The sequence below is a fragment of the Bradyrhizobium sp. I1.14.4 genome, from assembly GCF_050435825.1.
GTDB lineage: Bacteria > Pseudomonadota > Alphaproteobacteria > Rhizobiales > Xanthobacteraceae > Bradyrhizobium.
The window spans coordinates 47,317-67,329 of sequence record NZ_JBNDLA010000007.1 but is presented as its reverse complement, the minus strand read 5'-3'; the positions used below and the strand labels follow the sequence as shown (position 1 = coordinate 67,329).

At 63.4% G+C, this 20,013-nt stretch carries 20 protein-coding genes; 8 read left to right on the top strand and 12 right to left on the bottom strand.

Annotation, left to right across the window (positions count from 1 at the left end; all coding sequences use genetic code 11):
- Positions 1-24: 24 nt before the first annotated feature.
- From ABIB78_RS16485 to ABIB78_RS16465, 5 genes are all read right to left on the bottom strand, one after another.
- Positions 25-459 carry a CBS domain-containing protein gene (locus tag ABIB78_RS16485; protein ID WP_429026282.1) on the bottom strand — a complete coding sequence of 145 codons (435 nt, stop codon included), beginning with the start codon at positions 457-459 and terminating at the stop codon, positions 25-27.
- 242 nt (positions 460-701) lie between these two features.
- The gene (oxlT, locus tag ABIB78_RS16480; RefSeq protein WP_429026280.1) at positions 702-2,018 is read right to left on the bottom strand and encodes an oxalate/formate MFS antiporter; all 1,317 of its coding nucleotides are present in this window, start codon (positions 2,016-2,018) and stop codon (positions 702-704) included.
- A gap of 234 nt (positions 2,019-2,252) precedes the next feature.
- Positions 2,253-3,545, bottom strand: a complete 1,293-nt coding sequence (gene oxlT / locus ABIB78_RS16475; protein ID WP_429026278.1) for an oxalate/formate MFS antiporter — start codon at positions 3,543-3,545, stop codon at positions 2,253-2,255.
- Positions 3,546-3,800: 255 nt separating this feature from the next.
- Entirely contained in the window at positions 3,801-3,938 is a 138-nt protein-coding gene (locus tag ABIB78_RS16470) for a hypothetical protein (protein WP_429026276.1), read from the bottom strand.
- A 364-nt stretch (positions 3,939-4,302) separates the two neighbouring features.
- Positions 4,303-4,809: a DUF2147 domain-containing protein gene (locus ABIB78_RS16465; protein ID WP_429026273.1), complete on the bottom strand. Its 507-nt coding sequence runs from the start codon at positions 4,807-4,809 to the stop codon at positions 4,303-4,305.
- Positions 4,810-4,943: 134 nt separating this feature from the next.
- On the opposite strand from ABIB78_RS16465, the gene ABIB78_RS16460 reads away from it, so the two are divergent.
- Complete coding sequence (locus tag ABIB78_RS16460) at positions 4,944-5,501, top strand: DUF2975 domain-containing protein (protein WP_429026271.1); 558 nt, start codon at positions 4,944-4,946, stop codon at positions 5,499-5,501.
- Between the two features lie 11 nt (positions 5,502-5,512).
- A complete protein-coding gene (locus ABIB78_RS16455) occupies positions 5,513-5,755 on the top strand; it encodes a helix-turn-helix domain-containing protein (protein ID WP_429026783.1) in 243 nt (80 codons plus the stop codon).
- An 84-nt stretch (positions 5,756-5,839) separates the two neighbouring features.
- Here the strand turns inward: ABIB78_RS16455 and ABIB78_RS16450 are convergent, their stop codons facing one another.
- From ABIB78_RS16450 to ABIB78_RS16430, 5 genes are all read right to left on the bottom strand, one after another.
- Positions 5,840-7,060, bottom strand: a complete 1,221-nt coding sequence (locus tag ABIB78_RS16450) for an MFS transporter (RefSeq protein WP_429026780.1) — start codon at positions 7,058-7,060, stop codon at positions 5,840-5,842.
- 259 nt (positions 7,061-7,319) lie between these two features.
- Positions 7,320-7,802: a hypothetical protein gene (locus ABIB78_RS16445; RefSeq protein ID WP_429026270.1), complete on the bottom strand. Its 483-nt coding sequence runs from the start codon at positions 7,800-7,802 to the stop codon at positions 7,320-7,322.
- A 148-nt stretch (positions 7,803-7,950) separates the two neighbouring features.
- A complete protein-coding gene (gene frc / locus ABIB78_RS16440) occupies positions 7,951-9,228 on the bottom strand; it encodes a formyl-CoA transferase (protein ID WP_429026268.1) in 1,278 nt (425 codons plus the stop codon).
- A 160-nt stretch (positions 9,229-9,388) separates the two neighbouring features.
- Positions 9,389-11,134, bottom strand: a complete 1,746-nt coding sequence (gene oxc / locus ABIB78_RS16435) for an oxalyl-CoA decarboxylase (RefSeq protein ID WP_429026265.1) — start codon at positions 11,132-11,134, stop codon at positions 9,389-9,391.
- Positions 11,135-11,207: 73 nt separating this feature from the next.
- Entirely contained in the window at positions 11,208-11,903 is a 696-nt protein-coding gene (locus tag ABIB78_RS16430; protein WP_163160266.1) for a GntR family transcriptional regulator, read from the bottom strand.
- Positions 11,904-12,120: 217 nt separating this feature from the next.
- On the opposite strand from ABIB78_RS16430, the gene ABIB78_RS16425 reads away from it, so the two are divergent.
- The 5 genes from ABIB78_RS16425 to ABIB78_RS16405 all read left to right on the top strand — a co-directional run bounded on the left by ABIB78_RS16425 (position 12,121) and on the right by ABIB78_RS16405 (position 17,666).
- Positions 12,121-14,250 carry an acetate--CoA ligase family protein gene (locus ABIB78_RS16425; protein ID WP_429026264.1) on the top strand — a complete coding sequence of 710 codons (2,130 nt, stop codon included), beginning with the start codon at positions 12,121-12,123 and terminating at the stop codon, positions 14,248-14,250.
- A 202-nt stretch (positions 14,251-14,452) separates the two neighbouring features.
- The gene (locus ABIB78_RS16420) at positions 14,453-14,860 is read left to right on the top strand and encodes a hypothetical protein (protein WP_429026262.1); all 408 of its coding nucleotides are present in this window, start codon (positions 14,453-14,455) and stop codon (positions 14,858-14,860) included.
- A gap of 154 nt (positions 14,861-15,014) precedes the next feature.
- Entirely contained in the window at positions 15,015-15,797 is a 783-nt protein-coding gene (locus ABIB78_RS16415; RefSeq protein WP_429026261.1) for an NYN domain-containing protein, read from the top strand.
- Positions 15,798-16,014: 217 nt separating this feature from the next.
- Positions 16,015-16,404, top strand: coding sequence for a DUF1236 domain-containing protein (locus tag ABIB78_RS16410; protein ID WP_429026260.1), 390 nt, complete (start codon positions 16,015-16,017; stop codon positions 16,402-16,404).
- 200 nt (positions 16,405-16,604) lie between these two features.
- Complete coding sequence (locus ABIB78_RS16405) at positions 16,605-17,666, top strand: ketopantoate reductase family protein (protein WP_429026257.1); 1,062 nt, start codon at positions 16,605-16,607, stop codon at positions 17,664-17,666.
- A 30-nt stretch (positions 17,667-17,696) separates the two neighbouring features.
- On the opposite strand, the gene ABIB78_RS16400 is transcribed toward ABIB78_RS16405, so the two are convergent.
- Entirely contained in the window at positions 17,697-18,299 is a 603-nt protein-coding gene (locus tag ABIB78_RS16400) for a thiamine pyrophosphate-dependent enzyme (protein WP_429026254.1), read from the bottom strand.
- Positions 18,300-18,307: 8 nt separating this feature from the next.
- Entirely contained in the window at positions 18,308-18,859 is a 552-nt protein-coding gene (locus tag ABIB78_RS16395; RefSeq protein ID WP_429026252.1) for a thiamine pyrophosphate-binding protein, read from the bottom strand.
- A 186-nt stretch (positions 18,860-19,045) separates the two neighbouring features.
- On the opposite strand from ABIB78_RS16395, the gene ABIB78_RS16390 reads away from it, so the two are divergent.
- Complete coding sequence (locus ABIB78_RS16390; protein WP_429026250.1) at positions 19,046-20,011, top strand: Bug family tripartite tricarboxylate transporter substrate binding protein; 966 nt, start codon at positions 19,046-19,048, stop codon at positions 20,009-20,011.
- Positions 20,012-20,013: the final 2 nt, after the last annotated feature.

Sequence of the window (20,013 nt, the reverse complement as noted above, 5' to 3'; positions counted from 1 at the left end):
AAAGCAGGGCAATGAAGATGCTTGTTACGCCGGCACCGCGTCCTTCTTCGACGCGGAGGTTTCCTCGTCGAAGGCGGCCGAGATGTCGCGCATGCTGACGACGCCGATCAGGCTGTAATTGTCGATCACAGGCACGTGGCGGATGTGGTGCTTGGTCATGAGATGACGGATGTGCTCGAGCGTGTCGCTCGAGGTGCACGAGACCAGCTGCTGCACCGAGACCAATTGCGATACCTTCATGCCGGCGCCGGCCGCACCGTGCTCGGCAATCGCGCGCACCACGTCGCGCTCGGTGAACATGCCGACGGCGGTGTTGCCCTCGGTGCGAACGACATCCTTGACCACCAGCGCGCTGATATTGCTGGCGCGCATCAGTTGCGCGGCGATCGCCACCGTCTCGTTCATGCGAACCGTGGCAACGCGAGGGGCCTTCTTGCGCAGGATATCTCCGACTTGCATGGCAACCTCCTTGGTTATCGTTGGCAGGATTCTGGTATACAAAATACCAATTGTCAACGTGGCCGTCGCAGAAAATCTACCCACCAGGAAGCAGCTTAAATAGGCAGGTTTGCTGACATTTCGAACGATTGTGAGCAGCCGTGAGTTGCCAAATCGATGGACGATCTCTGACCGAAGTACGCCTCCATTCCGTTCACCGGGAAAATATCGGGATCAGGCGGTCCCGATCAGGCTGTCTTGGCTCAAGCCGTCTTGGCGCTCGCTGCGGTCTCGGCCTCGGCGGCAGCCTCGTTGCCGTGGATGAAAGCGCGGCGCATCGGCTTGATCACGAACAGCGCCATCAGCGCCGCGGTGGCGTTGAGGGCGACCGCGATCACGAACACTGCGTGCCAGCCATAGCTGGCGGCGATGATGCTGGCGGCCGGTACCAGCAGCGAGGCCGTGCCCTTGGCCGTGTAGAGCATGCCGTTGTTGGTGGTGGCGAACTTCGAGCCGAAGGTGTCGCCGCAGGTCGCCGGGAACAGCGAGTAGATCTCGCCGAACACGCCGAAATAGACGGCGGTCGCCAGCACGAACACCAGCGGGTTGTGGCCCCAGGTCGACAGCGTCAGCAGCATCAGCGCGCCGGTGCCGAATGCGATGAACATGGTGTGCTCGCGGCCGATCGTGTCGGAGACCCAGCCGAAGAACGGCCGTCCGAAACCGTCGAAGATGCGGTCGAGCGAGATCGCAAAGGTGAGCGCGGCCATCTGGAAGCCGGCCAGCGACACCGGCGTATTGGCGATCTTGTAGTCGTGCGCGATCGGCGCGATCTGCGCCGCCGCCATCAGGCCACCGGAGGCGACCATCACGAACACCAGATACATCACCCAGAAGATCGGGCTGCGCAGCACCTGCGGCGGCGTGAAATCGATCTTGGTCTGCGGCAGATTGAGCTGCTTCTTCTTCGGCGGGATCGTGACCGTGGGCTTCTGGATGAAGAAGGCGAGCAGGAACACGATCAGGCCTTGCCCGATGCCGAAATCGAAGAACGCGGTCTGGTACCCGCTCGAAGCGATCATGTTGGCGATCGGCACCACGGTCAGCGCCGCGCCGGCGCCGAAGCCGGCAGCGGTTGCGCCGGCGGCGAGGCCGCGGCGATCGGGAAACCATTTCAGCGCATTGCCGACGCAGGTGCCGTACACCGCACCCGCGCCGATGCCGCCGATCACCGCGGCGGCATAGAGCAGCGTGAGTGAATCGGCGTAGGCGTTCAGCAGCCAGGACAGCGTGATCATGACGCCGCCGAACATGATGACGATCCGCGGGCCGTATTTGTCGACGAACCAGGCCTCGACCGGTACCAGCCAGGTCTCGGTCACCACGAAGATCGTGAAGGCGAACTGGATCGCCGCGCGGCCCCAGTGATGCGCGCCGTCGATCGGATCGACGAACAGCGTCCAGCCGTATTGCAGGTTCGCGATCATCGCCATGCAGACGATGCCCATGACGAGCTGCAGCCAGCGGAAGCCACTGGACGAAGGTTGAGCTTGTGTGACGGCAGTATTGCTGGAAACCATCAAGTCCTCCCGAGCGCGCTGGTCTTGTGACCGAGTGTCGCAATTATTGTGGCGTATCGTCGCAAGCGCTCGACCGATGTTGGTATACTATATTCCAGAAAGCAAGCCCATCATTCTGCTGCGTCGCAGCAAAGTTGTATGTGACGCGGCTGGTTCGGCGCGTCTGACGGCAAGAAACGAAAAACGCCCGGCTTTTGACCGGGCGCTTTCGTCAGCAGGAATGAGAGCGGCTGTTCAGGCCGGAGCCGATTTCGCGACCACGATTTTTCGCCACGGTTTGAGCACGGCGATCGCGAGCAACGAGGCGAGGATGTTGGCGCCCGCCGCGATGACGAACACATTGTCCCAATGGCCCGACGTCTGCTGCATGTAATTGGCGATCGGCACCAGCAGCGCTGCGGTGCCTTTCGCGGTGTAGAGCAGGCCGGCGTTGGTGGTGGCGAACTTGGCGCCGAACGTGTCGGTGCAGGTCGAGGGGAACAGTGAGTAGATCTCGCCCCAGGCAAAGAACACGAAGCCCGAGAGCAGCACGAACCACACCGGGTCGTGTCCCCAGAGGTAGAGCATCCAGATGCCGATGCCTTCCATGCCGAAGGCGATGAACATCGTGTTCTCGCGGCCGATCATGTCGGAGATCCAGCCGAAGAACGGACGCGTCAGTCCGTTGAGGACCCGGTCGATGGTCGCGGCGAAGGTCACCGCCGTCATGGTCATGCCGATCAGCGTCACCGGAACGCTGTCGACCTTCCAGTCGACCGCGATCGGCTTCAGGTTCGCCGTCACCATCAGGCCGCCGGCGCCGACAATCACGAACATGAAGTACATCAGCCAGAAGATCGGCTGCCGCAGCACTTCGGTCGGCTGGTAGTTGCGCCTAGTCTGGATCAGGTTGGCGTTCTGCACCACCTGCGGCACTTGACCGGCCTTCGGCGCGAGCAGGAAGAAGGCGAGCAGCACGATGATGATGCCCTGGCCGAGACCGAAATAGAGGAAGGTGGTCTGGAAGCCGGAGTCCTTGATCATCGCCTGGATCGGCGCGACCGTAAGCGCCGAGCCCGCGCCGAAGCCGGCCGCGGTGATGCCCGCCGCAAGTCCGCGCTTGTCGGGAAACCATTTCAGCGCGTTGCCGACGCAGGTGCCGTAGACGCCGCCGGCGCCGATACCGGCGATGATCATGCCGAGATAGTAGCCGTTCAGCGAGGTCGCCTGCGCGTTGATCGCCCAGCCGAGCCCGCAGAGGATACCGCCGATCAGCACGACGAGGCGCGGACCGTATTTATCGACGAACCAGCCCTCGACCGGCACCAGCCAGGTCTCGAACAACACGAACAGCGTGAAGGCCCACTGGATCGATGCGCGATCCCATCCGAATTTCTTCTGGATGTCGGGGACGAAGAACGTCCACCCGTATTGATAGTTTGCGATCATCACCATCGCGGCGACGCCGATCGCAAGTTGCGTCCAGCGATAGGTGTCGCTGACACGCGCGGCCGTCGGGGCCGCAGTTGCCTGAACCATGTCCGACATTGATCCTCCCAGTACGCGCTTTGTCATTCTGCTTTTGGCGCGGCTTGACCATCTTGGTATCTGATATGCCAAGGATCAAGCTGTCGCAGGTCCAGCGTGCGCAAATGCCGCAGAAGGACTCACGCGTGCGCGAACACTAATTCAGCGCGCAAAGAAATGGCCCCGAAAATCGGGGCCATTGGTCGAAGGTTCAATGTCAGGTCGCATCTTGGCGCCGAAGCAGCTTCAGCGAAGAGCGCCGGGAATCCTGACGGCTTAGAGGCCGAAGCGCGGCAGGTCGCCATTGCGGTTGGAGATCTCCGCGCTCTTCATCAGCAGGCGGTCGATCGAGGCCAGGATGCGGCTCAACAGGGTGGCGGAGGGCGCGAGCCCGAGTGTGGTGGTCTTGGACATTGGTGTCCCCTTTCATTGGAGGCCAGCAATGGGCCGGCTCATCATCTGAGGGCAAAACTATGTATACCAGATGCCAGATACAATGAGCTTGTTTGCATAGCAGCATGGTAAATTGTGCAATGCAGCAAGGCGAGCTGGTTGGCATCCCGGAATGAGGGGAGCGCATTGAAATCGGCGTCGAAGCAGCGGCCAAGCCCGGGCAGTCGGGGCCTTCGCCAGACCCAGGATTTCTGTTGCTCTTGCGGCCGGACCGACGTCGTCGCTGCCGCCATAAACGCCATAAAGAAGGCCGCCTGACGGGGCGGCCTTGAGTGACTGGGTTTGCTTTTCTTCTTGGCCGATGAAGGGTCGGGGCCAACTCCCTTCACCGCGTCCAGTCTTCGCCAGCGCACAGCGTTCCCATGCAATCGCGAACGTTCAGCGTGCCTGACGACACCAGCGTCACCGTGCTCTCATAGGTCTTGCCGTCATCGGCGTTGTAGATTCGGCCGGCCCATTTGTTGGGCCCTGCGGACTGCATGTTGATGAACAGCGAGATGCCGATCACCTGCCGGCTGCGCTGCGCGGGATCGGCATTCTTGTCGTCGAGCTGCGGCTTGCCGGTTGCCCTGTCGGTCGGATCCTTCAGCCAGACGACGCGGCCGCACAGCGCGCTGCCGCAGCGGTGGACCTTGATTCTGGCGTCACCGGACTGGGTCAGCCAGACGCCGGCCGGATCGTTGGCTTTGTCATTGGCCTTGGCGGCATCGGCGGCGCTGCCGAGCAGCGGGATGTAGAACGCCGCCACGATCAGGCGGCGCGTGAGGTGAGCGTGGATCAATTGCTTCAGGGCCTTAAGCAGGCCGTCATGGTCCGGGAGTACCGTCATCATCCACCTTCCTCATGAAAAATTTCATGATAAACATGAAATAAATCACGTTTAAGGTTAAGTCAATGACATTGCCGGGGCATGATGCAGTCCGGCCGTAACGGCCTGCATGGCAAGAAATTTTTCGGATGGATGCGATGGGGATATCGGTTCGTGAGCAGCGCCAGCTTTGGTTTCGCCGGCTCGATCGGGCGTTCTGGTTGATCTGGGCCGCGTTGCCGGTGGTGCTGTGGCTGGCTTATTACCGGACCATCACGGCGTCAGCCACGATCGCCGAAAGTCTCATTGGCGAGCAGGCGAAGTGCGCCAGCATCGTCGCCAACCCGCTCACGATGTCGACCAAGGGCCAGGTGCTGTTCTGGTCGCTGTTCGCGCTCGGGGTATCGTTTTACGCCGTGTTGATCGGCATCCTGCATCGCATGGTCAACCGATTCGCCAACGGGCGGATCTTCGTGTCCGAAACGCTGCAGGGTGTCTGGTGGATGGGGATCTTCCTGGTGGTCTGGCCGTTTGTGGATACGATCACGACCGTTGCGGTGACCTATGCCCTGTATCAGCTCGGTGACATCAAGTTCTTCCTGCCGAGCTACGGCGTCGATGTCAGCACCGTCGCAGGCGGCGTCTTCCTGATGGCGCTGAAATTCGTGATCGAGCACGCCATCCTGCTGCAGTCCGAAAACGAGCTCACGATCTGAGGTGAATGCTTGTGCCCATCGTGGTGAACCTCGATGTCATGCTCGCCAAGCGAAAGCGCCGCCTCGGAGACCTCGCGGACGCGATCGGCATTTCGATCCAGAACCTCTCGATCCTGAAGACCGGAAAGGCCAAGGCGATGCGTTTCTCGACGCTGTCGGCGATCTGCCGCGAGCTGGACTGCCGGCCGGGGGATATTCTGGAATATGTGCCGGGCGATGAAGGCGGCGACGCCGAGGGCGGCGCTGGAAGTTGATCGCGCGCGCGATGAAGCCGAATGAACCGCAGCGGCCGGCGAGGTCAGGCCGCCGCTGGCCGCGCCGTTCGCCTGGCATCTTGCTCAACGGTCTTGATCGTTCGCATCCTTGCTGACCGCATCGACGGCAAGCAGTCCGGCGAGCGACAGCAGGGCAAAGGCGAGACCGCTGAGGAACGTGGCCGCAGGGCCAAGTGCGTCCCATAGCGCACCTGCGATGACGCTTGAGCCAAGCATCGCCACGCCGGTCAACAGGTTGAAATAGCCATAGGCGGTGCCACGCAGCGAAGCGGGCGAGGTGTCAGCGATCAGCTTTGCGAACAGGCCCTGAGTCAGCCCCATGTGCAGACCCCAAAGGATCACGCCGAGCGCCAGCCCGCCGAGATTCGCAAGGGTGGCCAGCGCGAGATCGGCGGCGGCGAGGCATCCGAGCCCGACGGCGAGAAGGCCGGTGCGGTTGATCCGGTCGGACAGCACGCCGGCCGGATAGGCCGAGAGGGCATAGACGATGTTCATCAGCACCAGCACCGCGGGGACCCACATCGCGCCAAGTCCGACATTTTGTGCGCGCAGGATCAGAAACGCTTCGCTGAAACGGGCGAGCGTGAACACGACGCCGATCCCGACCACGCGCCAGTAGGATTCCCCGAGTTGCTTCGCAGCCGCAAGGCCCAGGGGATTTTTCGTCCCGCCATCGTCGGCGTGACGCTTCGGCTCTTTCACGGCAAGCACGATCAGGGCGAGCGAGAGGAAGGCCGGTATGACGGCGAGCCAGAACACCGCGCGGAAATTGTCGGCGCTGACCCACATCAGGCCGATCGCGAGCAGGGGACCGACGAAGGCGCCGACGGTATCGAGCGATTGCCGAAGCCCAAAGCTCGCGCCGCGCAATTCGGCGGGCGCGATATCGGCGACGAGTGCGTCGCGCGGCGCGCCGCGTATGCCCTTGCCGACACGGTCGACGAAGCGGGCGGCAATCAGCCAGCCGACAGTCGGCGCCAGCGGAAACATCGGCTTGGTGAAGGCGGCGATGCCGTAGCCGATCGCGGCCAGCAGCTTGCGCTTGCCGACCCAGTCCGACAACGCGCCCGAGAATATCTTGGTGATCGAAGCGGTCGCCTCGGCGATGCCTTCGATGAAGCCGACCGTCACCATCGAGGCGCCGAGCACGGTGACGAGATAGACCGGTAGCAGCGCGTGGATCATCTCCGACGAGATGTCCATCAGCATCGACACGAAGCCGAGCGCCCAGACCCCAGCGGGGATACGGGCCGGCGGGGAAGGTACGTTGGGCTCGGCCGTCATCTGCTGCAGCGTCCTCGCTGGCGATCCGGCCATGGCACAGCTGCCGGCTCACTTCGGCAGGCGCCATCAACTCATGGCCGGTGAGCATCGGTGGACTCCACCGGCATCTCGTTCGCACATGCTAGCATTCAGGCGACGCGAGACGGAAGCGTAAGCGAGATGGTCAGTAAGAAAGGCCGCCGGGAGCACCGACGGCCCGTCAGGCTGCAATGGATTCAGAATGTCGCTGTTCACATGGCAGCGTTCCGATGCTTGTGGCCTACTTCAGCTTGTAGGTGCCGGTTTGGTGATTGCAGTCCTGAAATGTTCCGGCTTTGATGATCGGAAAAGGTCCCAGCGGCTGGACCGTGCCGCTTGCAACCATGCCGTCGTATTTGCCGGTGCCGACGAGATTCTCCCGGGTGATCTTGCCGTCGCTGGCAAGAGAAAAGTACGACAAGCGCTTGTCGCCGTCTGCATCGATGGCCTCGCACACCGTCGTTCCGGTATTCTTGCCGTCGAGCGAAGCATTCATCCCGACGCAGCGGAAGGTATGCTTGTCGAACATGCCGCCCGGAACGGTGCTTCGGATAGCACCTGTCATTTCATAACTTCCTGCGGTGTGGGTCTTGGAAAAGGTGATCATGCTGTTCGTGCCGGACCAGCACGCAGTGTAGTCGTAGTTGCCCTCCTTTGGCAGTTCGACCGCAAACGCCGCCGACATAGAGGTGAGGATCAATATGGCTGATGCAGTAGTTCGCATGGCATTCCCTCCTGAAAATGGATTAAAAATATGCGTCCCGTGAAAGCGGGACGTCGAAGCTTAACACAGGACGCAGGGTTTGCCTCGAGCAAACAAAAATGGCCGCGGTCGCCCGCGGCCATTCGTGGTTCTGAGTGAACGCCAGCCCTTACTCCGCCGCCTGCTTGCGCGGCGGATCGAGGGCGCCGGAATCGTGGATCTCGGCGACCTGGTGATCGCTGAAGCCGAGCACCTCGCGCAGGATCTCGTCGGTGTGCTCGCCGAGCAGCGGCGAGCGCTGAACGTCGCTCGGTGAATCCGACAGCTTGATCGGGTTGCCGACCGAGATGTACTTGCCGCGGGTCGGGTGATCGACCTCGACCACGGTGCCGGTCGCGCGCAGCGACTGGTCCTCGATGATCTCCTTCATCGACAGGATCGGGCCGCAGGGGATGTCGTCCTTGTTGAGGATCTCCATCGCCTCGAACTTGGTCTTGGTCATCGTCCACTGCTCGATGCGCGCGAAGATCTCGTTCAGCCGCGACAGCCGGGCCGGCGGCTTGGCGTAGTTCGGATCGGTCTTCCAGCCGGGTTCGCCGATCACGTCGCAGATCTTCTCCCAGACCGGCGCCTGGGTGATGAAATAGAGGTAGGCGTTCGGATCGGTCTCCCAGCCCTTGCACTTGACGATGCGGCCGGGCTGGCCGCCGCCGGAATCGTTGCCGGCGCGCGGCACCGCGTCGCCGAACGGAATGCCTTCGCCGTACTGGCTGTATTCCTTCAGCGGACCATGGGCGAGGCGCTGCTGGTCGCGCAGTTTTACGCGCGCGAGATTCAGAACACCGTCCTGCATCGCGGCGGTGACTTTCTGGCCTTGGCCCGTCATCGTGCGCTGATAGAGCGCGGTGACGATGCCGAGCGCGAGATGGAGGCCAGTGCCGCTGTCGCCGATCTGCGCGCCGGTGACGAGCGGCAGTCCGTCGCGGAAGCCGGTGGTCGAAGCGGCGCCGCCGGTGCACTGCGCGACGTTCTCGTAGACCTTGCAGTCTTCAAACGGCCCGGGGCCAAAGCCCTTGATCGAGGCCACGATCATCTTCGGGTTGATGGCGTGGATCTTCTCCCAGGGGAAGCCCATGCGATCGAGCACACCGGGGCCGAAATTCTCGACCAGCACGTCGCACTGCTTGATCAGCGCGGTCAGCACTTCCTTGCCCTTCGGGTTCTTGGTGTCGAGCGTGATCGAGCGCTTGTTGTGGTTCAGCATGGTGAAATACAGGCTGTCCACGTTCGGGATGTCCTGCAGCTGGCCGCGCGTAATGTCGCCGACGCCGGGACGCTCGACCTTGATCACGTCGGCGCCGAACCAGGCCAGCAACTGCGTGCAGGTCGGACCCGACTGGACGTGGGTGAAATCGAGAATGCGAACGCCCTTGAGCGCCTTGGTCATATCGTTTTGCTCCTTCTACTATCCGTTTGCCGTCACGCCCGCGAAGGCGGGCATCCAGTAATCACCGTCGATTCAGTCGGCGCAGCCTTCGTCTCACGACAGTTCTGCGCTTACTGGATTCCCCGCCTGCGCAGGGAATGACGCCGGTGGGTTGATCAGATCACTTCTTCTTGTTCAGCACGCTCTGCGGATTGAGATTGCCGATGCGACCGCTCTCGGAGCCCGCCGCCGGATCGATCACCGCGTTGATCAGCGTCGGCGTGCCGGAATCCAGCGCCGCATTGACCGCGCGCTTCAGCTCGTCGGGCGAGGTGGCGTTGACGCCGACGCCGCCGAAGGCTTCCATCATCTTGTCGTAGCGCGAGCCCTTGACGAACACGGTGGTCGCCGGATCGTCGCCCGCGCTGTTGAGGTCGGTGCCGCGATAGATGCCGTCATTGTTGAAGATCACGACGCAGATCGGCAGCTTGTAGCGGCAGATGGTCTCGACCTCCATTCCCGAAAAACCAAAGGCGCTGTCGCCTTCGACCGCGAGCACGGGCAGGCCGGTCTCGACCGCGGCCGCGATCGAATAGCCCATGCCGATGCCCATCACGCCCCAGGTGCCGACGTCGAGCCGCTTGCGCGGCTTGTGCATGTCGACGACGCCGCGGGCGAGGTCGAGCGTGTTGGCGCCCTCGTTGACGAAGATGGTATCCGGACGTTCCGCGATGATCGTGCGCAGCGCGCCGAGCGCGCCGTGATAATCCATCGGCGAGGCGTTGCTCATCAGCTTCGGCGCCATCTTGGCGACGTTGTCGTCGCGCTTCTTGCTCACTGTGGCGAGCCAGTCGCTCGGCGCGGCCGGCCAGTTCGCGCCCATGGCGTCGAGGAACGCGGACACGCAGGAGCCGATATCGCCGACCACGGGGGCGACGATCTCGACGTTGGAATCCATTTCCTTCGGCTCGATGTCGACCTGGATGAACTTCTTCGGGGCCTCGCCCCAGGTCTTGCCCTTGCCGTGCGAGAGCAGCCAGTTGAGGCGGGCGCCGATCAGCATCACGACATCGGCGTCCTTCAGCACGGTGGAGCGCGCAGCACCCGCGCATTGCGGATGCAGATCGGGCAGCAGGCCCTTGGCCATGCTCATCGGCAGGAACGGCACACCGCTCTTCTCGACGAAATTCTTGATCGACTCGTCGGCCTGCGCGTAGGCCGCGCCCTTGCCGAGGATGATCAGCGGACGCTTTGCGTTCTTCAAAACCTCCAGCGCGCGCTTGACCGAAGACGGGGAGGGGATCTGCTCGGGCGCCGCATCGATCACCTTGACCAGCGACTTCGCCCCGGCATCGGCGTTCATCACCTGCGAGAACAGCTTTGCGGGCAAGTCGAGATAGACGCCGCCGGGACGGCCCGACACCGCGGCGCGGATCGCGCGTGCAAGGCCGATGCCGATGTCCTGGGCGTGCAGCACGCGGAACGCTGCCTTGCACAGCGGTTTGGCGATTGCGAGCTGGTCCATCTCCTCATAGTCGCCCTGCTGGAGGTCGACGATCTCGCGCTCGGAGGAGCCCGAGACCAGGATCATCGGGAAGCAGTTGGTGGTGGCGTGGGCGAGTGCAGTGAGGCCGTTGAGGAAGCCGGGCGCCGACACCGTGAGGCAGACGCCGGGACGCTTGGTCAGGAAGCCGGCGATCGAGGCGGCATAGCCGGCGTTCTGCTCGTGGCGGAACGAGAGCACGCGAATGCCCGCCGCCTGGGCCATGCGGCCCAGGTCCGTGATCGGGATACCCGGCACACCATAGACGGTGTCGATGCCGTTGAGCTTGAGCGCATCGATGACGAGATGGAAGCCATCGGTGAGTTCTTGGGTCAGTTCTTGCTCGGTGCCCGGTGCCTCGGACTTCGTAGCGGTATTCAGCATCGGCATCGTCTCCCTGATCGTTCTTTGTTCGGACGATCTCATCGTCGTCTGAAGCGTGTGTGGACTCTCAAACTTACGTGAACAACTCTTGGCCATGCGCCTCGACATAGGCGGCAAGCCCGAGCGTGTGATCGCGGGCGCGCTTCTCCGCAAGCTCGGTGTCGCGCGCTTCCAGTGCCTCGATGATCCCGAGATGCTCGGGCAGCGAGGTCGCGGTGCGGTCCTTGCGGCCGATCGTGAGCTGGCGATAGCCGCGCACATGCAGCAGCAGGTCGTTGGTGAGGTCGACCAGCACAGGTGATTCCGACAGCGAGATCAGCGCCTGATGGAAGGCGATGTTGGCCTTGGAATACTCCTCGACGTGATCCTGCGGCAGACGATCGTCGCTGAAGTCCTTGAAGAAGTCGCGCAGCGCCGAGATGTCCTTCTTGCGCGCGGTGGTCGTGATCAGGCGCGCCGCCATGCTTTCCAGCGCCGCCCAGGCGCGGATCATGTCGACGATCTCCGACTTGGTGCGGCGAACCACGATGATGCCGCGGCGCGGCACGGTCTTCACGAAGCCGTCCTGCTCGAGCATCGCGATCGCTTCGCGGATCGGCGTGCGGCTGACGCCGAGGCGCTCGGACAATGCGCGCTCGTCGAGCATCACCGGCTCGGGCGTCGCGTAGATGTCCATCTTCAGGATCGCTTCCTTCAAGGCTTCATAGGCCTTGTTCTTGAAGCTGGTTTCCGGCGCGATCCGGACGATGGCAATATCTGTGTCAGCCATGTTGGGCGACGCCTTGGTCTGTTTCGGTTCTGGCACGACTCGTCTCCTCCTCTTGGAGACGTCTTCTTAGCAGAAGAAATTACCTTAGATTTTTGGCATGCCAAATACCAGAATGTCAAGCCACCCATATTTTTCGGTATTTTTGGACGTCGACCGAGCTTGACAATTGCGGTTTTGGCATACCAAATGCCACGAAATCTGTCCCAGGAGGAAGCCAATGTCAAATTCGAAGGATGCGGTCCGCAAAGTTCTCGATGCGGTCAAGGCCGACAAGCGCACGAGCCTCACCGCGCCCGAAGGCAAGGTGGTTTGCGACGCCTACGGCATTCCGGTGCCGAAGGAAGGCGTCGCCAAGTCGGCCGCCGACGCCGCCCGGATCGCTTCCGACATGGGCTTCCCGGTCGTGATGAAGATCGTCTCGCCCGACATCCTGCACAAGACCGAGGCCGGCGGCGTGGTGGTCGGCGTCAAGAGCGCAGCCGAGGCCGAGAAGAGCTACGAGACCATTCTCGCCAACGCCAGGAAATACAAGGCCGATGCCAAGATCGAGGGCATCCAGGTCCAGCAGATGCTGGGCGGCGGCACCGAGGTGATCGTCGGCTCGATCACCGACGGCTCGTTCGGAAAGCTGGTCGCCTTCGGTCTCGGCGGCGTGCTGGTCGAGATCCTCAAGGACATCACCTTCCGTCTCGCGCCCGCGACCAAGGACGACGCGCTGTCGATGCTCGACGGCATCCAGGCCCATGAGATGCTGAAGGGCGTGCGCGGCGGCAAGCCGGTCAATCGCGAGGCGCTCGCCGAAATCATCGTCAAGGTATCGCAGCTGGTCAGCGATTTCCCCGAGATCGTCGAGCTCGACCTCAATCCTGTCTTCGCCACCAGCAAGAATGCGATCGCGGCCGATGTCCGCATCGTCGTCGACTTCGACTACAAGCCGCGCCCGGCGCCGCGTCCGACCGAAGAGATCGTCGCCGCGATGAGCCGCATCATGCAGCCGAAGGGCGTTGCCGTGATCGGCGCCTCGGCCGAGGACGGCAAGATCGGCAACTCCGTGATGAAGAACCTCATCAACGGCGGCTACAAGGGCGAGATCTATCCGATCCACCCGAAGGCCGAGGAGATTCTCGGCTACAAGGCCTACAAGAGCGTCAAGGACGTGCCCGGCGTGATCGACACGGCGGTGTTTGCGATCCCCGCGAAATTCGTGGCCGGCGCGCTCGCCGAATGCGGCGAGAAGAAAATCCCCGGTGCGGTGCTGATTCCTTCGGGCTTTGCCGAAGCCGGCGCGCCCGAATTGCAGGCCGAGATCGTCGAGGTCGGCAAGAAGTACAATATCCGCCTGATGGGGCCGAACATCTACGGCTTCTACTACACCCCGGCCAATCTCTGCGCCACGTTCTGCACCGCCTATGACGTCAAGGGCCACGCGGCGCTGTCGTCGCAGTCGGGCGGCATCGGCATGGCGATCATCGGCTTCTCGCGCTCGGCCAAGATGGGCGTGTCGGCGATCGTCGGCCTCGGCAACAAGTCGGATATCGACGAGGACGACCTGCTTGCCTTCTTCGAGCAGGATCCCAACACCAATCTGATCGCGCAGCATTGCGAGGACCTGAAGGACGGCCGCGCCTTTGCCGAAGCCGCCAAGCGCGTCTCCAAGAAGAAGCCGGTGGTGGTGCTCAAGGCCGGCCGCACCTCTGCGGGTGCGAAAGCGGCCTCGTCGCACACCGGCGCGCTCGCCGGCAACGACAAGATCTACGAGGACGTGTTCAAGCAGTCCGGCGTGATCCGCGCCCGCAGCCTGCGGCAACTGCTGGAATTCGCCCGCGGCGTGCCGGTGCTGCCGACGCCGAAAGGCGAGAACGTGCTGATCATCACCGGCGCCGGCGGTTCCGGCGTGCTGCTGTCGGACTCCGTGGTCGACAACGGCCTGTCGCTGATGCAGATGCCGCCGGACCTGGATGCGGCGTTCCGCAAGTTCATCCCGCCGTTCGGCGCGGCCGGAAATCCTGTGGACATCACCGGTGGCGAGCCGCCGATCACCTATGTCAACACCGTGAAGCTCGGCCTGTCGGATGAGCGCATCCACGCGCTGATCCTCGGCTACTGGCACACCATCGTCACGCCGCCGATGGTGTTCGCGCGCAACATGGTCGAGGTGAAGAAGGAGATGGAGGCCAAGGGCTTCGTCAAGCCGATCGTCGCCTCGCTGGCCGGCGACGTCGAGGTCGAGGAAGCCGCCGAATATCTCTATCAGAACGGCATTCCGGCCTACGCCTATTCGACCGAACTGCCGGTCGAGGTGCTCGGCGCCAAGTACAAATGGGCGCGCGGCGCCGGCCTGCTGTGATCTGATCGGCGTCTGGATCAACTCGATGCCGCTTCGGATATCTTCCGTGGCGGCATCGAAATCCGGTTAACGGCATCCAAGAAATCGGGGCTTGCCGGATAATCCGGCTTTAACGGGGGCCGACTAAACGTCTCGTGGCGGCAACCTGCCGGGTGCCTGGAGGGCATCCGATGTTGCGTCCGGAGGAGGCGATTTCCCCATCATGTCAGCTCAACTCGATTCGGATTTTGCGAGCGACGATCGCGCAAGGGCGCAGATCGGCGCCGCGGTCAACTATCTGCTCAGGGAAGTGACCGGCATCGCTCGTGACCGTGCCGTCGAGGCACTTGTCGAGATGGTTCGTGATGTCGCAAGCCGGCCGGCCGCGTCCGAGGCAGCATCCGGCCAGCCGCTGATGAGCGGCATCGCCTATCGTGACTTTGTCATCGATGCCTACCGACGCGATGTCGATCGCTGGCGCGCGACCATCCGCCGGTCGAACGGCAAGAAGATCCGAACCGCTTTTCCGCCCGCGGTGCGCGACGAGGCGACGACCTCGGCGGATGCGATCACTGCCGAGAAGGCCATCGAGTTCGCCAGGCGGGCGATCGACATGGGCGAGGTGATCTGACCACACCGCCGGAGGCTGCCATCGCGCGCAAAAGTCCGGGCGACAGCCGCTGAACCTATGCTAGGAACGTGCGATGTGCTCCGATGTGACGGCTGCGCCGATTCCGGAGCCGTCCGCGGAATCTCTGATCCATCGTTCCCAGCTGAGAACAACCATGCCATCCGAACTCCGTTCGCCCCGTCTGGCCGTCCTGATCGACGCCGACAATGCATCCGCAAAGATCGCCGACGGGTTGTTCGATGAGATCGCCAAGATCGGCGAAGCCAGTGTGCGCCGCATCTACGGCGACTTCTCCAATCCCCGATCCAGGGCCTGGGCCGACATTCTGTCGAAGCACGCCATCATCCCCCAGCAGCAGTTCGCCTACACGACCGGAAAGAATGCGTCCGATATCACCCTGGTGATCGACGCCATGGACCTGCTGCACAGCGGCCGGTTCGATGGATTCTGCCTGGTGTCGTCAGACAGCGATTTCACCCGTCTTGCCGCCCGCATTCGCGAGCACGGCATCGACGTGTTCGGGTTCGGCGAGCAGAAGACGCCGGAGAGTTTTCGGCAGGCCTGCCGCAGGTTCGTCTATACCGAGAATTTGCGCGGCGGAGCGACGAGCAATCAGGATGCGGCGGCGCGCGCCCAGCCATTGCAGCCGCCCGAGGCCGCCACGCCCATCCTCAAGAAGGTGATCGGCCAGATGGCCAGCGAAGACGGCTGGGTGACGCTTGGCGAGGTCGGACGGCAGTTGGCCAATCTGGCGTCCGATTTCGATCAAAGGACTTACGGCTTCCGCACCCTGAGCGAGCTGGTGCGCAGGACAAACGCTTTCGAGATCGAGCAGCCCAAGGGCGGGACGACGCGAATCCGCATCAAGCAGGTGGCTGCACCGCCGCCGAGACGGCGAACGCCGAGACGACGGGCCGATCAAAAACCGCCGGAATGAACGGCGCGCAGCACGCTCCTGCTCTGAACCATCTCTGAATCTGAACCAACGATGAATGCCGCTTCGGACATTATCCGGAGCGGCATTTCATTTGTGCCGGAACTGAAACGAGTTGCGGCGGAACTGGAATTTGCGCGCAAGTTGCTGCGTTGGAACCGGAACGTCTCGTTCCCTGCGATGTTGATGGGGGCGTCTCACAATTCGGAGGAGGAGAATCATGAACAAGCGTTTTGCTGTTTCCCTTGTCGCTGTTGCGTCGCTGCTCGCATCCGGTTCGGCCTTTGCGCAGTCGACGACTGCAGCGGGAGCCGCAAACGGTGCGCGGGCCGGTGGTGAGATCGCCGGCCCGGTTGGCGAGATCGTCGGCGGCACCGTGGGTGCGGCGGTCGGCGCCGGCCTCGAGATTCCGAATGCGGTGATCACCTCGATCCCGCGCAACGAGCCGTCGGTCGTGGTGCGCGAGCGTGTCGTGGTCGGCGAGCCGCTGCCCGACACCGTCGTGCTGCGTCCGGTGCCGCGTTATACCGAGTATCGCTACGCTGTTGTCAACGATCACCGGGTGATCGTGGATTCCCGCACCCGCCGGATCGTCAAGATCATCGACTGATCGCGGCGGGATTTCCGATGATGACATCCCCGCGGGCACAATCGCTCGCGGGGATTCGTTTGGTCCCATGATTACCGGCATGGCACAGGCTCGTTTTTGGCATGAAGCGACCGGTTGGCCTGACGGCGCGATCCCCTAGACTGACCGGCAACGACGGACGCAGCCAGCGTCCGCCTCGGTCAAGAGCAGGGGATGGAAACATGGGTCGGAAGATCGCGATCGTCGGCGCGGGTGCGGTCGGCGGCTATGCCGGTGCGCATATGGTGCAGGCCGGGGAGGACGTCACTTTCATCGATCCCTGGCCCGAGCATGTCGAGCACATGCGCAAGCACGGATTGCGCGTCACGCACGCGATGGATGTTGCCGAGTTCTCCGTGCCGGTGCGCGCGCTTGATGTCACCGACGCGCAGCAGCTGGCAAAAGAGAAGCGGGTCGATATCGCCTTCGTCTGCATGAAGTCCTACGACACCGCCTGGGCCACCATGCTGATCCGGCAATATCTGGCGGCGGACGGCTACGTCGTGTCGCTGCAGAACTGCATGAATGAGGAGACCATCGCCGGCATCGTCGGCTGGGGCAGGACGCTTGGCTGCATCGCCAGCAGCATCACGGTCAACCTGCCCGAGCCCGGCCACATCCACCGCGGCGCCGGCAAGGGCGGAGCGACGCATACCGTGTTTCGCGCCGGCGAGGTGCATGGCCGGATCACCGCGCGGGCGGAAGAGGTCTGCCGGCTGGTCGGCTATTCCGACAGTGCCAAGGTCACCGGTAACCTCTGGGGTGAGCGGTGGTCCAAACTCGTCGCCAACGTGATGGGCAACGGGCTTTCGGCCTGCACCGGCCTGCCGGGCGGCGAGGTGCTGCAAAGCGAACCGCTGCGCCGCTTTTCGACGCGGCTCGGCAGCGAGGCGATCCGCGTCGGACAGGCGCACGGCTATCAGCTGGAGGAGATCCTGCATCTGCCGCCCGAGACCATCGCGCGGGCCGGCGAGGGCGACGAGGCCGCGACGCGCGCCTGCGACGAGCAGCGCTTCAAGGATGCCAAGCGCACCTCATCGGCGCAGCGCCCGTCGATGGGCCAGGACATGCAGAAGGGCCGCCGCACCGAGATCGAATTCCTCAACGGTTTTGTGGTGCGCGAGGGCGAGAAGCTCGGCCTCACCTGCGCGGCCAATGCCGCGCTGACCGACATCGTCAAGCGCGTCGAACGCGGCGAACTGGCGCCGGATCCCCGGCACATCATGGAATTGCGGATGAATTGAGGGGCGAACGCTGCGCGCGCCGCATCCGCTCTACAGCAGCTGCCGTACCCCCATCCCGTGCATGAACCGCTCGCGGATCTGCACGGGGTCGCGGCGGGTGGTGCCGGTGCCGGGCTTGTCGTCGATGCGGACGCCGATCAGGGTCGGGCCGGAGGCCTGTTTCGACTGCTCGATCAGCCGTTCGAAATCATCCTCGTCGGCGGCCCAGGAGCTGTTGGCAAGTCCACTCGCGAGCGCGATTGCGACGATGTCGGTATGGCCGGCGGCCGGCGTCGGCTGGCTGCCGGTGATCTGATAGATGCCGTTGTCCATCACCACCATGGTGAGGTTCTTCGGCGCCAGCGTTGCGATCGTGGAGAGGCAGCCGAGCTGCATCAGCAGCGAGCCGTCGCCCTCGAGCGCGAACACGCGCCGGTTCGGCTGCGCCAGCGCGACGCCGAGCGCGATCGGAAACGCAAGTCCCATGCTGCCCAGCATGTAAAAGTTTTGCGGGCGGTGGCCGGCGGCCCAGAGGTCGAAATTGGTGTTGCCGATGCCGCCGATCACGGCCTCGTCTTTCAGCCTGGCGACGAGGCGCTGGGTGAGATCGAACCGGTTCATCACCTTGGTGTTGCGCGCGTGCGTGTTGGTCATGGCTGATCTCACTTGTCGAATGTCTTGCCGCCGGTCAACAGCGGCGAGAGGATCAGCGCCACCGGCGCCTGGGTGGCGACGGCCTGCTTGATCGAGCGGTCGGCGATGAATTCGAGCTCGTCGAGCCGGGTGATGGTGTGATGTTCCATCGCAAGCGAATCCAGCACCGGGCGCATGGTGCGGCAGACCAGCGCCTGGCCGTAATTGAACTCGCCGAGCGTGCCGCGTTCGGAGACGAACATGATCAGCGGGATCTGGTAGGGCACCGCCAGCGAGGCCAGCACGTTGGCAAGCGTGGCAAAGCCCGAGGTCTGCATCAGCACGGCGCCGCGCGTGCCCGCCATCCAGGCGCCGGAGACGATGCCGACGGCCTCTTCCTCGCGCGCGGTCGGAAACGTCGTGAAATAGGGATCGGCGTGCAGGTTCTTGATCAGCGTGGTCAGCACCCGGTCGGGCACATAGGGCACCAGCTTGACCTCGTTCCGTTTCAGCGTCTGCAGCACGATGCCGTGCCAGGTGGTCGCCGACTTCTGGGGCGAGGCTTGTTCCGCGGCCGCCATCCTGCTCTCCCTGATTGCATGACGCTGTGGTCACTTGCGGCACGCAACTTGACGCTGACCATGTGATTGTCAACATGCCGCGGCCGCAACGCGATCTGCGGAATTCGGCCATCGCAGCGCCGAACCGGCGTGCGATACAGGCGGTAACGACAAAGGGACGGAACGATCAAGGGACGGGAGGCGTCGATGGCCGGATGGGTCTGGCGGACCGCCATTGCGGCAGCGGCCATTTTTGTGGCCGGCCTTGCGTCCGCGCAGCCGTTCCCGGCAAAGGCCGTTCACATTCTCGTTCCATATCCGCCCGGCGGCGGCGTCGACGTGCTGACGCGCACGCTCGCCGAAGCGGTGTCGAAGAGCTGGACGCAATCGATCGTGGTCGAGAACCGGCCCGGCGCCGGAGGGGTGATCGCCTCGCAGGCGATCGCGACCTCCGTGCCCGATGGCTACAACCTGATCATGGTCGCGAGCGGCCACGCCACCAATCCGTTCCTTTATCCGAAGCTGCCCTACGATACGTTCAAGGACTTTTCGCCGATCTCGCTCTTGGCATCGTCGCCGAACGTGCTGCTGGTGCGCGCGGACTCACCGTTCAAGTCGGTTGGCGACGTCATCACCGCGGCGAAGGCGAAGCCGGGCAGCCTGTCGTTCGCCCATGCCGGCAACGGCACCTCGACCCATCTTGCCGGCGAGCTGCTCATCAGCCTTGCCAGGATCGATCTCAACGCGATCCCGTACAAGGGTGGCGCGCCCGCGATCAACGATCTGCTTGGCGGACAGATTCCGATGTCGTTTAACAACGGGCCGGAATCGGTCGGGCAGTTGCAGGCCGACACGGTTCGCGCGCTGGCGGTGACGACGGCGTCACGCGCGCCGTTCCTGCCTGACGTGCCGAGCATGTCGGAGACCGTGCCGGGCTATGACACCGAGGTGTGGTGGGGACTGCTCGGACCCGGCAACATGCCCGCCGATCTCGTTGCGAAGATTTCGCATGATTTCGTCGCCGCGGTGAACACCGATGCCGTGAAGGAGCGTCTCGGCAAGCTCGGCGCGATCCCGATCGGCTCAGCGCCGGACAAATTCGCCGCCAAGATCAAGGCCGACTACGACAAATGGGGGCCGATCATCAAGGCCGCCGGCATGAAGGCGGAGTGAGG